This is a genomic window from Streptomyces sp. NPDC093546, from assembly GCF_044765045.1.
Lineage (GTDB): Bacteria > Actinomycetota > Actinomycetes > Streptomycetales > Streptomycetaceae > Streptomyces.
Genome location: NZ_JBIWJG010000008.1, coordinates 271,760 through 285,655, shown reverse-complemented (window position 1 = coordinate 285,655; position 13,896 = coordinate 271,760). Strand labels below are relative to the sequence as shown.

Here is a 13,896-nt window from a genome sequence, read left to right as displayed (position 1 = left end):
GAGGGCAATGTGGCGCATACCGCCATGTCTGGTTCCGGAACGACCGCAAGCGACGATCCCCTCCAGACCGCGGTATGGCGGCTGCGTTCCCGCGGCTGCTGGAGCGACGCGGCCGCCCTCCTCGAAGCCCGCGCGGACGACCCGGCGCACGCGCTCCAGCGCGCGGCCCTCCTCATCGAGCGGTGCCTGTACACCGAACAGGGCTGGGCCGAGGCCGAGGACGCCCTGCGCGTGGCGGAGGCGCTCGCCCAGGACGACGGCGAGCGCGGCGCGGCCGCCTGCGAACGCGGCTACCTCGCCTACGCGTCGACGCTGCTCGGCGTGCGGGACCGGGCCGACGAGGCCCGGGCGGCGCTCGGCCGCGCCGCCGCGCTGATCGGCCCCACCGCGCCGGGCCGCCCGCTACTGGACTTCCGGCGCGGCCTGCTCGCCCAGAACCTCGCCGACTCGCCGCAGGCCGCCCGCGCCGCGTACCGCCGCGCCCACGCGGGCGCCACCGCCCAGGAGGACCGGCTGCTGCTCTCCTTCACCTGGCGGCACCTGGCGGGGCTGGCCCTGCGCGACGGCGAGCTGGCCGAGGCCCGGCACGGCTTCGCCGAGTCGCTGCGGCTGCGCGAGGAGCTCGGCTACCTGGTCGGTACGGCCCCGGCCCTGGCGGCCCTCGCGGAGGCCGAGCCGGAGCCGGAGGCGGCGCGGCTGCGCGAGGAGGCGCGGCGGCTGTTCCGGCTGCTGGGCGGCGTACCGACGTGGCTGGCCGGGCAGTTGGCCGCCCAACCGGCGGCCTGAGTGCCTGCTCGGAGGGCGTTGTCAGAGGGCTCTGCGATCATCGGGGCCATGAACGACACCAGCCTCGACCAGGCACGCACAGCCGTCGACACCCTCCGCGCGCGCGAGGGTGTCGAACTCCTCGACGGCATCCCGGACCCCGAGCTCGACGGGTGGCCGATCGCGATACCCGAGGCCGTACGCGCGGTGCTGCGCGAGGTCGGCGGCGTACGGGTGGGCCGGGAGCGCTACGACTTCACGCCCCGGGGGCTCGACGCCGGACGGTGGGGGACGGGCGACGTGGTCGTGGGCGTGGGCGGCGGCGAGGACTGGGGGCCGGTGGTCCGCGTACAGCCGTACGACGATGTGGAGATCGTGGTCGAGGCGCCGTCGTTCACCTCCTGGCTGACGACCCTGGGCGCGGAGCGATCCGTTCCCGAGGTGTCCCTCACCGCGATCCCCTCCATCGAGGCGGCCGAAGGCCCGGACGCCGAACTCGCCGCGCTGGCCGACGGCGGCGACTCCCTCACCGACCTGGTGGACCTGCGGGCGGTTCCCGGCTACCCGTGCCGGGTGGCCTGGGAGCCGCACTACTCACTGGAGTACGAGACCGCCGACACGGGCAGCAGCGACATCGAGTACGAACTCATCGGCGACGGCCGGGCGTTGCTGCTTCGCAGCGTGCCCAGCGGTGACTTCCTCGACCGCCCGGTGCGCCGCCACCGCGTCCCCGCCGACGCCTCGCGCCTCGCGGTCGCCGAACTGCGCGCCCTCGCCGCCGACCACCCCGAGCTGGTGACCCTCGAACCGGGCTGCGCCGACGCCGAGATGGACACCTGGCCGGTCCCGGTCCCGGAGGACATCCGCACGGTGCTGCGCGAGATCGGCGGGGTCCGCATGCCGGGCCTGCACACCCTGCGGCTGCTGCCCGGCGCGCCGGAGCACACCGTCGATCCCGAGGTGCACCGCATGATGGGCGGCGACGGCACGTACTGGCCGATCGCCCGGGTCACGTACGGCCCCAGCGTCGCGCTCGCCCAGATCCGCATCGATGCGGACACCGGCGAGTGGGGTTACGCCGTCTCGATCCCCACCGGCCCGCGCGAGCTCGCCGAGGACCCGGAGCTGTCGCTGCTGGCCGAGTCCCTGCCGCACCTGCTGCTGACCGTCGCCGGCGTCGCCCGCGAGGCGATCGAGTCGCCGGACTTCGCCCGCCGGGTCTCGTCCGCCCTCGACTGGTTCATGCCCAACACCGGCGAGCCGTGGACCCGCCCGGTCCCCGTCGAGGAGTGGTCCGACTCCACCGACCCGCTGCGCGCCGCGCTCGCCGAGCTCCCCCCGGGCACCCACGTCGCCGACCTGCGCGACTCCCCCATCCCCACGGACCTGTGCTTCTACCGCTCCGAAGCCTGGTTCTACGAGGCGGGCTCCCTGGACCACCTCCACTTCGTGGCCGGGGGTCGCCTGGTGGCGGCGATACCGAGGAAGGAGGCGTAGGGCGGGGCGCCTCTCAGCCGATCGGGGCGTACACCACGCCCAGTTTGTCGATCTCGGCTCCTGAGCGGCCCGTGAAGCCGACGATCCGCCAGCCGGCGGGGGCCGCGTAGGTCACGGAGTCCGAGGTGGCCGTGCCCGCCGTCAGGGTGCGGCTCTTGTCGGTGGTGAAGGCGGCCGAGAAGATCCGCGTCCGGCCGTCCTTCACGCCGCGCGTGAGCGTCACCGAGGTGAGGTGCTCACCGGGGGCGAGGGTCAGGGACGTGGCCGTGCCGCCCGTACCTCCGTGGGACAGCGTCGTACCCCCGTCGTGGGTCAGCGCGACCGCGTCGAGGCGGGCGGCGCCGCGCAGCGTCAGCGTGCGGGGCGACACCGGCGACGGCAGGGCGGCCGCGTCGTTGAACGCGGTGCCGTGCGGGCCGCCGAAGAAGTCGCTCGCCCGGAGCTTCGGGGCGCGCGTCCAGGAGAACTCCACCGTGTGCGGGAAGTGGTCCGAGAGGTGCCGGCCGCCCGCGTCCAGGAACGACTCCCACGCGTTGTCGTAACGGGTGGCGGAGAGGTTCATCAGGCTGCCGCCGCGGTAGAGGATCTTGTCCACCACCTCGCAGTCGTTCGTCGGCGCGGTACCCGAGCAGACGAGCGCGTCACCGCCCTGCGCCGGGGCGCTGCCGCCCCGCACGAGCTGCACCCACGCGTCGGTCAGACCGTTCTCCTGCGCGAGGGTGCGGATGTTGTCGCCGGTCCGGGTGTAGCGGGTGTTGGTGTCGCCCATGACGATCACCGCGTTACCGGCCGAGTTCGCCCGGATGAAACCGGAGAGCTGCTCGATGTTGGCCCGGCGCGCGGCCAGCGCCGCGTCGGTCACGTCCGCGTTGGCGTGGACGTTGTAGACGTCGACGAAGATCCCTTCCGCGAGCCGCACGCGGGCGAGCGTGAACCCCTTGGGAGTCAGGCAGTCGGTCCCGGCGCACGCCTTCCAGTCGACCCGTTGGAAGTCCTCGAAGGGCTGGTCGGAGAGGGTGTTGAGCCCGTCGCCGATTCCGGCACCACCGCTCGTCGCCGTGCGGTACGGGTGGTTGTCGCCGGCGTACAGGGCGGCGTGGTAGTTGAAGTCCTCCTGCACGTTGACGATGTCGTACGCCGCCAGGCGCGGGGCGATGAGCGGGGTGTTCGTCTTCGGGTTGCCGGAGCTCAGCCCCTCCGGCAGACCGGCGATGTTGTACGTGAGGACGTTGAAGGTGCCGGAGGCACTGTCCGCGGCGGCCGCGGGGCTCGCGTCGGTGGCGGCGAGCCCGGCGAGGGCGAGCGTGCCCGCCAGTAAGGTGCCGACGATTTTTCTCATGAGGGGACTCCAGTCGCTCGATGGGAGACGGATCGACCGGGCCCAGCGTGGTGAGCGACTCGGCAACGGCGCAAGGGAGGTTGCGTAAACGACGCCCTACGCGTCACAGCCGCAGCTCGGCCCAGACGGTCTTGCCGACCGGCACCCGGTCCGCCACGCCCCACGCCTCCGCGAGCGCCGCGACGAGTACGAGCCCGCGCCCGCCGTCCCCGTACGGCTCAGGCACGGCCATCATCGGCCGCCGCTCGCCCCGGGTGTCGCCGACCTCGATCCGTACGATCCCGGAGTCCCCCGAGAGCAGGAGCCGCAGCTCGAAGTCCCGCCCCGGCACGCGCCCGTGCGTCACCGCGTTCGCCGCGAGCTCCCCGACGACGAGCGTGGCCGCCTCGGCGCAGTCGCTGCCGTACGGGATGCCCCACGCGTCCAGTCGGTGCCCGGCGAGGTGCCGGGCGAGGCGGGCGCCGCGCCGCGTGGAGCATCCCTTTGCATGCTGAAGCGATTGCGAGGAACGCCATGATGGAGGCACCGGCCAAGTTGTCCTGGTTCAAGAGCAGTTACAGCGGCTCAGCAAACGACAGCTGCGTCGAGGTCGCCACCTGCCCCTCCACCATCCACGTCCGCGACTCCAAGGACCCGGCCGACCCCCACCTCACCCTCTCCCCCGCCGCCTGGGCCGCCTTCGTCCCGCACGTCCGCTGAGGAGCTCAGCTGCCGGCCAGGGGCGGGAGACCCTCCGGCGGGGTGATGCCGAAGGTGGCGGTGAGGACGGCGGGGAGTTCCTCGTCGGTCACGTCCCGTTCGGTGCGGGTGCCGTCCGCGCGGGTCTCGGTGAGGCGGCGGTTCGCGAGGGACAGGTGGGTGTCGTCGGTGACCCGCTGGACGTAGAGGGTGCGGGAGAAGGGCGAACGGGGGTTCGTGGCGATGTGCCAGTTGATGACCTCGTAGTCGGGGGCCTCGAACGGTTCGATGGTGAACGCGTACTGGTCGGCCCACGTCCCGGCGCCGCCGTCCTCGGCCGACTCGTACGCCTGGAGCACCCACATCTCCAGCGGACCGTCGTGCGGGGCGTGCACCAGTCGGTGGCGACGCGTCCCGGCGCGGAACTCGGTGTCGGCGACCAGCGGCACCGCCTCGATGAGCGAGCCCGCCGCGCCGAAGCCGACGTCCGCGAGGAAGCGGTCGTCCTCGCCCGGCACGTCGACGAGCAGGCACATGTGCGTGCGCGGCCGGATCGCGCCGCCGGCGCCGACGAGGACGCGGGCGGCAAGCCGGGTCACGCGGAAGCCGAGGGCCTCCAGGGCGGTGGCGAAGAGGGTGTTGTGCTCGTAGCAGTAGCCGCCGCGCCCGCCGTGGATCAGCTTCGCGACCAGGTCCTCGACGGCGAGGGACGGCGCGATGCCCCGGATGGGGTCCAGGTTCTCGAACGGGACGGTGTAGAGGTGCGCGCGGTTCAGGGCACGCAGCGTGTCGGCGTCGGGCGTGCGGGGGCCGGGGAGCCCTATGTGGGCGAGGTAGGCGTCGAGGTCGAAGAGCGGGGCGTCACCGGATCTGATCATGCTGCAACCGTACGCAGGTGCCGGCCGGATCGACCAGCACCCGTATCCGCATCGGAGACGCTCGGAGCCGGGCGGCGCTAGCGCCGGTGCCGCTCGATCTCGCGGGCGGCCGACAGCGCGAAACCCGCCACGTTGCGCGGACAGCGCCAGGTGGATTCCGGGTCGGGTTCGCCCTTGGCGTCGAGGTCGTGCCAGGTGTAGTCGGTGCCGCAGGTCAACAGCGCCAACACGGTCTCGAAGGACTCCAGGTGCGTGTCCAGGTCGTCGTCGCACGGATGGCCCGCGTGAGGGCACGCGGCCTGCGCGACGGCGGGGTCCGCGGCGGTGGCCGTCAAGGCGGTCACGATCCGGCGCGCCACCTCGGGGGCCGCGTCGTACAGCGCGTGGCCGTGCGTCCACACCAGGCCCAGCGTGTAGAACGCCGTCGCATCGGGATCGACGGGCTGCTCGGCCCGCGCCTTCTCAAGGCGCTCCACACAGTCCAGCAAGGCCTCGTCGTGCTCCCCGAGGAAGTAGCCCTGATACAGGGATTCCCAGTCGGCGATCAATTCTTCCGCATCAGCAATCATGATCACTGAGGACGCTCGGCAGCCGGCCACGGTTCCCCGTCCGTTGTCAGGGCCCGACGACGGGCCAACGGTCGGGGTCGTCGCCGTCCACCCTCCCGGTATTCACGACACCCACTGGTTCATGAGCTACCGGGACGAGGACTGAACCCCCGTCGTCGTGACGTGGGTCGGCGCCTTGCGCTGCGCGCCCGTGCACTGCAGGGCGAGGTTCTGGTCGGACTGCGCGAGCTGCTTCAGGGCGTCGGAGAGGCAGGTGCGGAGGGCCTGCTGGCCGTAGAAGTTGGGGTGGAGGGCCTCGGCCTCGTCGGTGGCGGGGAGGGGGGTCTTGGAGCGTTCGAAGTAGCGGGCCCACTGCGCGTCGGCGGCGGCGGGGAGGTAGACGCGGCCGCGGGTGGTGAGTTCCGCCTGGTGGGTGGCCTTCTGGCAGACCTCGTGGCCCTCGGCGAGGCGGCGGACGTCGAGGAAGGACACCTGCTGGGCCGTGGCGGCCTTCTTCAGGGAGGCGGAGAGCGCCGGGTAGACCTCGGTGTTCAGCCAGGCGAGGTCGCGGTTGTAGAAGGGGCAGCCGAAGGTGGACCAGCGGTTCCAGGTGTGTTCGTCGCCGGCCGTCGTGGCCGGGTCGCCGGGGGCGAGGGTCGCGGGGTAGGACTGGAGGACGATCCGGGCCGACGAACCGGCGGCCGCGAGGGCCTCCTTGACCTTGGCGACCGTGTCGGCGGCCTCCTGCTCCGCCGCCTTGACACTCTTGAGCACGGGCTCCGTCACCGCCGGGTCCGTCGAGCAGTACGCGTTGGCCTTCCAGGACGCGGCGCACTTCCGGGCGGCTTCCGGCAGGGCGGAGCCGCCGACGGAGAGGATCACGTAACCGACCTTGGTGCGCTCCAGGGCGAGGAGCGCCTTCAGCTGTTCGAGCTGGGGCCGCTCGCTCCGGTAGGGCTCGCTCAGGACGTGCCGGGTCTGCGCGCCGGAGCAGGCCAGGTTGAGGGGGTGGGCGACCACGCCGTGCGGGCTGGGCGCGCCCTTGGCGCCGTGGATCTCGGCCGTGTCGGAGCGGTGGCAGTCCGAGGCGCTGGGGGCGTACACGGAGTCGAGCGGCAGGTTCTCGGCCTGCGTGCGGTCCGTGGCGGCGCGCAGCTCGGCCGGGACACCGCCCTTGGCCCAGTCGCCCTCCGCGTTCCCCTTCCAGCGGGCCGCCTCGCCCGCGATGAAGCCGTCGCCGAGGGCGACGGCGTACACGGAGTCCGGGGCGGGCTCCGGCGCGGGGGCCATGGCCGTGAGCGAGGCGGGCAGCGCGACCAGGGCGCAGAGCGCGGCGGTGCGGCGACGGCGGCGGCGCGAGGAGCTCATGAGGGCGGCGTCCCTTCGGACGGGCGGGGTGGGTTCGAGGGGATCCTGACCACCACGGGTACCCCGGTCGTGGGCCGGGGGCGCCTGATCACCCGGAGGAGCGTTCCGCCTGGGCCAGGCAGAGCAGTACGTCGTCCAGCCCCAGGACCAGCGAGCCGTCGGCCGTCACGGCGACCGCGCGGATCCGGGGGCCGGGGCGGAAGCGCTCGACCTCGCCCGTGTCGAGGTCGTGGAGTTCGGCGAGGCCGTCCGCCCAGGCGACCGCGAGGAGCCGGCCGGTGGCGTGGAGGGCGACGACCGGGTGCGGGCGTTCGGCCACCGGGCGGCGTGCGGGTGCGCGGCCGGGGCGCCAGGCGCGTACGGCGCCGTCCGTTCCGCCGCTGTACGTCACGGGGTACGCGGTCGACGCCGTGGCCGTCAGCCCGGTGACGCGCCCCGCGTGCAGCGCCGCCTGGTCCACCCCGCCGAGGCCGAAGGCGTGGACCGTGCCCATCCGGTCGCCGGTCAGCACGGTGGGGCCGGCGGTGGCGAGGGCCGTGGCCGGGTGGCGGGCCAGGGTGGCGGCCACCGCCTGCGTCAGCCGGGTCGGCGGGCCGCCGCGCGTGTGCAGCCGGCCCCGTTCGTCCAGCTCCAGCCGCGTACCGTCCGGGAGGCACGCGACCGCCGTGGCGCGGGGCTCGTCCGCCGCGATCAGGCGCCCGTCGGTCGTGGTCGTCAGCGCGGTGCCGGGCATACGGCGTGACCACGCCAGGCGCCACGGCTGCCCGGCGGAGAGTTCCGCGAGCGCGGGCGCGAGCCGGGGGTCGGCCGTGTCGTCGAGCGCGGTGAGCAGGACCAGCGCGCGGCCCGCCGGGGTCTGGTCGTCGCGGACCAGGGCCTGCCCGGCGCGCAGCCACGCGGCGCGCAGGCCCCCGTGGGCGTCGGCGCCGGACGCGTACGCCTCGGTGACGCCCGGCGGGTCGGCGGCGCACACGGCCGCCGGGTCGTCGAGGTCCACCGGGGCGGTGGGCGCCGGCGGGGGCGGGCCGGTCGCGATGACGTCGACGTGGCCCAGGGCGCGCAGCGCGTGGACGAGGTCGTCGTCGGGGGCGAGGTCCACCCGTACGGTCCGGGGCGGGCCGGCCAGCAGTGCGGACAGCAGCTCGGCCGGGGTCCCCGCGACCACGCCCAGCCGGTTGGCCAGCGCCCACACCGCCGCGCGCCCGGTCACGCCGGTGCCGCTCACTTGGCGCTGGTGAAGTGCTCGCGCACCAGCGACTGCACCACCGTGAGGTCCTGGGCGATCAGCGCCTCCAGCAGGGCGCTGTGCTCGGCTGCGTCCGCGACGAGGTCGGCGCGGCGGGCGCGGGGCTGGTCGGTGAGTGGCCACTGGGCGCGGCGGTGCAGGTCGTCGGCGATGTCGACGAGCTGGGCGTTGCCGGCCAGCGAGAGGACGGCGCGGTGGAAGGCGCGGTCGGACTCGGCGTAGTGGGCGAGGTCGCCGCGGGCGGCGGCCGCGGCGGTCGCCTCGGCGAGGGGCCACAGCTCGGTCCAGCGGTCGGCGGGGATCGTGCGGGCCAGGCGCAGCATGACGGGCACCTCGATGAGGGCGCGGACCTCGGCGAGCTCGGCGAGCTCGCGCGGGGTGCGCCGGGTGACGCGGAAGCCGCGGTTCGGTACGACCTCGACGGCGCCTTCGAGCGCGAGCTGCTGCATCGCCTCGCGGACCGGGGTGGCGGAGACGCCGAAGCGCGCGCCGAGCGCGGGCGCCGAGTACACCTCGCCGGGGGCGAGCTCTCCGCTGACGAGGGCGGTGCGCAGGGCGTCGAGGATCTGCCCGCGCACGGAGTGCCGCTGCACGAGCGGCGACGCGGCGCCGGGGCCCGGGACGGTTCCGGCTCCGGGGACGCCGGGGGCCGTGGGCTCGCTGTGGGTGTGTTCGCCGCGTGCCTGCTGTTCGGGGAGGCGGGCTGCCGGGTGCGCGCCGAGCCGCTGCCCGGGCAGTGACCGGTGCGGCGGGTGCGACGGGGTCGTCGCCCGGTCGCGCGCGCTGCCCTGCTGCTCCACTCGGGTCCTCCTGGTGCTTGGTGCCAGGGCCCGGCTCGCGGTGGAAAGGGCCCGTGTGCACGATAGGCCACGGAGTCGCGGTTCCCATGTCGATCAGATCGGGTAAGGTAAGGCTAACCTGCCAACGATCGTGATCGGTGGTCCCTGCATGACCGTCCCCGCGCTCCTCGCGACGCCCCGCCCCACCCTCGTGGCCTCCCCCGTCGCCGAGGCGTACGCCCGCCTCGCCGAGGTCTTCCCGGGGCTGCGGGTGCGCGAGCTGGCGGACGGCGAGCCGGCGCCGCGCGGCGCCGGCTGGGTCGGCGCGGACGAGCTCGCGGGCGGCGGGGAGGCCCTGGACGCCTTCCTCGCCTGGGACGACGCGCAGGTGCTGCGGGACTACGGGCAGCGGGCCCGGCCCGACGTCGTCGCCAGCTTCGCGCTGCACCGGTACGCGTGGCCCGCCTGCCTCCTCGTCACCGTGCCGTGGTTCCTGCACCGCCGGGTGCCCCGGCTGCCGGTCGCGGACGTGGCGTTCCAGCGGGCGCTGGGCCGGATGACGGTCCGGGTGCGGGAGTTCGCCTGCCTGCCCGGCGACCCGGCGGCCGCGCTGCCCGGCGCCCGGGTCGTCCCGGACGAGGAGGCCCTGCGCGCCGAGGTGCGGGCGGCCGTGGCCGAGCACCTGGGCCCGGTCCTGGAGGGCTTCGGGCCGCGCATGCGGCGCGGCAAGCGCGCCCTGTGGGGCATGGCGACGGACGAGATCGTCGAGGGGCTCTGGTACATCGGCCACCTGCTGGGCGAGGAGCCGCGCGCGATGGCGGAGCTGGGCCTGCTGCTGCCGGGGACGGGCCGTGCCGGTGCGAGCACCGGGCCCGAGGCCGCCGCCCGCGCGGCCGCGACCAAGCCGTACGTCGGCTCGGCCGGGTTCCGCGAGCTGACCGGGCCGGGCGGCGAGACGCTGCCGACCCGCGACCGGGCGAGCTGCTGCCTCTTCTACACCCTGCGCCCCGAGGACACCTGCGTCACCTGTCCGCGTACCTGCGACGCCGACCGCGTACGCAAGTTGAGCGCATCGGCGTGACCTCCACGCCACCCGCCCGGGTGGCGTGAATCGAACACAACTCGCGCCATCGCTACGGCCGTTCGATCAGATCACACCTATTCGTATGCCGTGCGACCCCGATGGCGTCCTCTTGCTCCGAAACCCCGTGGTGCCCCGCGGCGGTCGGCCAATATGGCGGCCGACCGCCCTACCGCGAGCGACGATGCGAGGGACACCGCATGAGACTGACCGACATATCGCTGGACTGGCTGCTTCCGGGCGGCGTGATGCTGGTGGGGGTCGTGGCGGCGGTGGCGGTGCTCACGCGCGGCAAGCGAGCCGGCGAAAAGGCCGCCGACGACTCCTGGGAGCGCGGCGAGGAGCGCCGCCGCCGCAAGGAAGCCGTCTACGGCACCGCCTCCTACCTGCTCCTCTTCTGTTGCGCCGCGGTCGCCGCCGCGCTCTCCTTCCACGGCCTGGTCGGCTTCGGCCGCCAGAACCTGAGCCTGTCCGGCGGCTGGGAGTACCTGGTGCCGTTCGGCCTCGACGGCGCCGCGATGTTCTGCTCGGTCCTCGCGGTGCGCGAGGCCAGCCACGGTGACGCGGCGCTCGGCTCCCGCCTGCTGGTGTGGACGTTCGCGGGTGCGGCGGCGTGGTTCAACTGGGTGCACGCGCCCCGGGGCGCCGGGCACGCGGGCGCCCCGCACTTCTTCGCGGGCATGTCGCTGTCGGCGGCCGTGCTGTTCGACCGGGCACTGAAGCAGACCCGCCGGGCGGCGCTGCGCGAACAGGGGCTGGTGCCCCGGCCGCTGCCGCAGATCCGGATCGTCCGGTGGCTGCGGGCGCCCCGCGAGACGTTCGGCGCGTGGTCGCTGATGCTGCTGGAAGGCGTACGGACGCTGGACGAGGCCGTCGACGAGGTCCGCGAGGACCGGCGGCAGAAGCAGCAGAGCCGGCTGCGGCGGCGTGAGGAGGCGAAGCGGGAGCGGGCCCGCCTGCGGGCGTTCAACCGGCAGCACCGGGCCTGGGGGCTCGGGCGCGGCGGCCGCCAGGTCGACGTCCGGACCATGAACCCCGCGATGAGCGCCGCCATGAACTCCGCCCTGGGCTCCACCCACGTCGAGGTGCAGCCCGTCAACCACGCGAACCGCTCCTCCGGATCCGGCTCCGCGTCGACGACGGTGGGGTCCTCCATCGCGGAGCCTGCCATACCAGGGACGGGGGAGCCGCCGCCCCGATCCCGGCCCTCCCTCCAGGCCGTGAAGGACGCTGAACCGCGTACGGTCGACCTCACCGCGGAGGACGACACGCAGTCGCTGCCACGGCTGGAGCCGCTGGACTCCCTGGAGCGGAAGCTCAAGCACCTGGAGCAGCAGTTCGGCTGAAGCGCCCCGTGGGGACGTGTCGTCGGCGGGTCCGTCCGGGCGCCCCGTGCGTCAGGCGGGCCCGTCGGAGCCGGCCAGCTCGAACCACACCGTCTTGCCCATCCCGTGACCCCGTACCCCCCACGCGTCGGCGAGCGCCTGCACCAGGAAGAGTCCTCTGCCGTGCGTGCTGTCGTCGGCCACGGATATGTGGGGCAGCGGCGGCGCCCCGTCGAAGTCCCGCACCTCCACCCTTAAGACGCTCCCCGGGTGGACCGTGGCCGTGACGACCGCGCCGTGCCGGGTGTGGATCAGCGCGTTGGTCACCAGTTCGCTGGTGAGCAGCTCCGCCGCGTCGGCGGAGCCCGGTTGGCCCGAGTGCCGCAGTAGCTCGCGCAGTCCGTGCCTCACCTCCCGTACGGCCGTGAGGTCCTCGCCGGTCACGTGCTTGCGCCACCGCGTCGGTCGTGCCGCTGCCTGACGCCCACTCATAGCCCCCACCCGCACGTCGTCGGCCCTTTCGCTCGAACTGGTTCACGGGATGCATGCCCCTGCCCACACGCCGCCACGCCTGCGATTGCCAGGCCAGGGGGGCGGTCAGGGGGGCGCATCGGGGTACGGCCGGGCGTCAGGGCCGGGGGATGTTGCGCAGGTTGGAGCGGGCCATCTGGAGCATCCGGCCGACCCCTCCGTCCAGCACGATCTTGCTGGCGGAGAGCGCGAAGCCCGTCACCATCTCGGCCTTGATCTTCGGCGGGATGGAGAGGGCGTTGGGGTCGGTCACCACGTCGACGAGCGCCGGACCCTTGTGTTTGAAGGCGTCCTTCAGCGCGCCCGCGAGGTGCTTCGGCTTCTCGACGCGCACGCCGTACGCGCCGGCCGCCCGCGCGACGGCCGCGAAGTCGGGGTTGTGGTTGTCGGTGCCGTACGACGGCAGGCCCGCGACGAGCATCTCCAGCTCCACCATCCCCAGCGAGGAGTTGTTGAAGAGCACCACCTTCACCGGCAGGTCGTGCTGGACCAGGGTAAGGAAGTCGCCCATCAGCATCGAGAAGCCGCCGTCGCCCGACATGGAGACGACCTGCCGCTTGCGGTCGACGAGTTGGGCGCCGATGGCCTGCGGCAGGGCGTTGGCCATCGAGCCGTGCCGGAACGAGCCGAGAATGCGCCGCCGCCCGTTGGGGGTCAGATAGCGGGCGGCCCACACGTTGCACATGCCGGTGTCCACGGTGAAGACCGCGTCGTCGTCGGCCATCTCGTCCAGGACGGCGGCGACGTACTCGGGGTGGATCGGGGTGTGCTTCTCCACCTTCCTCGTGTACGCCGAGACGACCCCCTCCAGGGCGTCGGTGTGCTTCTTCAGCATCTTGTCGAGGAATGTGCGGCTGGACTTGGGGCGCACGCGGGGCACGAGGCAGCGCAGGGTCTCGCGCACGTCCCCCCAGACGGCGAGGTCCAGTGTGGTGCGGCGGCCGAGGTGTTCCGGCCGCACGTCGACCTGGGCGATCTTGACGCCGCCGTCCGGGAGGAAGGCGGTGTACGGGAAGTCCGTGCCGAGGAGCAGGAGGAGATCGCACTCGTGCGTGGCTTCGTAGGCGGCGCCGTAGCCGAGCAGCCCGCTCATCCCCACGTCGTACGGGTTGTCGTACTGGATCCACTCCTTGCCGCGCAGGGCGTGGCCGACCGGTGCCTTGACGCGCTCCGCGAACTGCATCACCTCGGCGTGGGCGCCCTTGGTGCCGGCGCCGCAGAAGAGCGTGACCTTGTCGGCGTCGTCGATGAGCCGGACGAGCGCGTCGATCTCGGCGTCGCCGGGGCGGACGGTGGGGCGGGTGGTGACCAGGGCCTGCTCGACGGGCTTGTCGGGGGCGGACTGGGCGGCCAGGTCGCCGGGCAGGGCGACGACGCTGACCCCGCCGCGGCCGACGGCGTGCTGGATCGCGGTCTGGAGGACCCGGGGCATCTGCTGGGGGCTGGAGATCAGCTCGCAGTAGTGGCTGCACTCCTGGAACAGCCGCTCGGGGTGGGTCTCCTGGAAGTAGCCGAGGCCGATCTCGCCGGAGGGGATGTGCGAGGCGAGGGCGAGGACCGGGGCCATGGAGCGGTGCGCGTCGTACAGGCCGTTGATGAGGTGGAGGTTGCCGGGGCCGCAGGAGCCGGCGCAGGCGGCGAGCCGGCCGGTGAGCTGCGCCTCGGCGCCGGCCGCGAAGGCGGCGGCCTCCTCGTGGCGCACCTGCACCCAGTCGATGGAGCGGGTGCGGCGGATGGCGTCGACGACGGGGTTCAGGCTGTCGCCGACGACGCCGTACATCCGCTGGACGCCGGCGCGCACGAGGATGTCGACGAACTGTTCTGCCACGCTCTGTTTGGCCATGGTCCATCCATCTCACGG

At 73.9% G+C, this 13,896-nt stretch carries 14 protein-coding genes; 5 read left to right on the top strand and 9 right to left on the bottom strand.

All coding sequences use genetic code 11. The annotated features are described in order from the left end of the window. Positions 1–9 precede the first annotated feature (9 nt). Both ACIRNI_RS20265 and ACIRNI_RS20260 read left to right on the top strand, forming a co-directional pair. Positions 10–786 (top strand): hypothetical protein, encoded by a 777-nt coding sequence (locus tag ACIRNI_RS20265; RefSeq protein WP_403552802.1) that lies wholly within the window; start codon positions 10–12, stop codon positions 784–786. A 48-nt stretch (positions 787–834) separates the two neighbouring features. Beyond that, positions 835–2,262, top strand: a complete 1,428-nt coding sequence (locus tag ACIRNI_RS20260; RefSeq protein ID WP_403552800.1) for a hypothetical protein — start codon at positions 835–837, stop codon at positions 2,260–2,262. A 13-nt stretch (positions 2,263–2,275) separates the two neighbouring features. On the opposite strand, the gene ACIRNI_RS20255 is transcribed toward ACIRNI_RS20260, so the two are convergent. Beyond that, a complete protein-coding gene (locus ACIRNI_RS20255) occupies positions 2,276–3,601 on the bottom strand; it encodes a jacalin-like lectin (protein WP_403552798.1) in 1,326 nt (441 codons plus the stop codon). A gap of 103 nt (positions 3,602–3,704) precedes the next feature. Next, positions 3,705–4,127, bottom strand: coding sequence for an ATP-binding protein (locus ACIRNI_RS20250; RefSeq protein ID WP_403552796.1), 423 nt, complete (start codon positions 4,125–4,127; stop codon positions 3,705–3,707). Between ACIRNI_RS20250 and ACIRNI_RS20245 the strand changes: the two genes are divergently transcribed. Continuing rightward, on the top strand, positions 4,115–4,300 hold the full coding sequence (locus tag ACIRNI_RS20245) for a DUF397 domain-containing protein (protein WP_403552794.1): 186 nt from the start codon (positions 4,115–4,117) through the stop codon (positions 4,298–4,300). The two genes, ACIRNI_RS20250 and ACIRNI_RS20245, sit on opposite strands and share 13 nt — an antisense overlap. A 5-nt stretch (positions 4,301–4,305) precedes the next feature. Here ACIRNI_RS20245 and ACIRNI_RS20240 read toward each other — a convergent pair whose 3' ends face one another. From ACIRNI_RS20240 to ACIRNI_RS20220, 5 genes are all read right to left on the bottom strand, one after another. Next, positions 4,306–5,157 carry an arylamine N-acetyltransferase gene (locus ACIRNI_RS20240; protein WP_403552792.1) on the bottom strand — a complete coding sequence of 284 codons (852 nt, stop codon included), beginning with the start codon at positions 5,155–5,157 and terminating at the stop codon, positions 4,306–4,308. Positions 5,158–5,234: 77 nt separating this feature from the next. Beyond that, positions 5,235–5,726 (bottom strand): hypothetical protein, encoded by a 492-nt coding sequence (locus tag ACIRNI_RS20235; protein WP_403552790.1) that lies wholly within the window; start codon positions 5,724–5,726, stop codon positions 5,235–5,237. Between the two features lie 126 nt (positions 5,727–5,852). Then, positions 5,853–7,073: a hypothetical protein gene (locus ACIRNI_RS20230; protein ID WP_403552788.1), complete on the bottom strand. Its 1,221-nt coding sequence runs from the start codon at positions 7,071–7,073 to the stop codon at positions 5,853–5,855. 88 nt (positions 7,074–7,161) lie between these two features. Beyond that, a complete protein-coding gene (locus tag ACIRNI_RS20225) occupies positions 7,162–8,298 on the bottom strand; it encodes a hypothetical protein (protein WP_403552786.1) in 1,137 nt (378 codons plus the stop codon). Next, on the bottom strand, positions 8,295–9,056 hold the full coding sequence (locus ACIRNI_RS20220; RefSeq protein ID WP_403552869.1) for a GntR family transcriptional regulator: 762 nt from the start codon (positions 9,054–9,056) through the stop codon (positions 8,295–8,297). Before ACIRNI_RS20220 ends, ACIRNI_RS20225 begins: the two co-directional genes overlap by 4 nt. A 211-nt stretch (positions 9,057–9,267) precedes the next feature. Between ACIRNI_RS20220 and ACIRNI_RS20215 the strand changes: the two genes are divergently transcribed. Both ACIRNI_RS20215 and ACIRNI_RS20210 read left to right on the top strand, forming a co-directional pair. Beyond that, positions 9,268–10,179: a (2Fe-2S)-binding protein gene (locus ACIRNI_RS20215; RefSeq protein ID WP_403552784.1), complete on the top strand. Its 912-nt coding sequence runs from the start codon at positions 9,268–9,270 to the stop codon at positions 10,177–10,179. Positions 10,180–10,379: 200 nt separating this feature from the next. Continuing rightward, a complete protein-coding gene (locus tag ACIRNI_RS20210; RefSeq protein ID WP_403552782.1) occupies positions 10,380–11,525 on the top strand; it encodes a DUF2637 domain-containing protein in 1,146 nt (381 codons plus the stop codon). 51 nt (positions 11,526–11,576) lie between these two features. On the opposite strand, the gene ACIRNI_RS20205 is transcribed toward ACIRNI_RS20210, so the two are convergent. Together ACIRNI_RS20205 and ACIRNI_RS20200 are read right to left on the bottom strand one after the other, a co-directional pair. Beyond that, entirely contained in the window at positions 11,577–11,996 is a 420-nt protein-coding gene (locus tag ACIRNI_RS20205) for an ATP-binding protein (RefSeq protein WP_403552780.1), read from the bottom strand. Between the two features lie 136 nt (positions 11,997–12,132). Beyond that, positions 12,133–13,878, bottom strand: coding sequence for a pyruvate dehydrogenase (locus ACIRNI_RS20200; protein WP_403552778.1), 1,746 nt, complete (start codon positions 13,876–13,878; stop codon positions 12,133–12,135). Between the last annotated feature and the right edge of the window lie 18 nt (positions 13,879–13,896).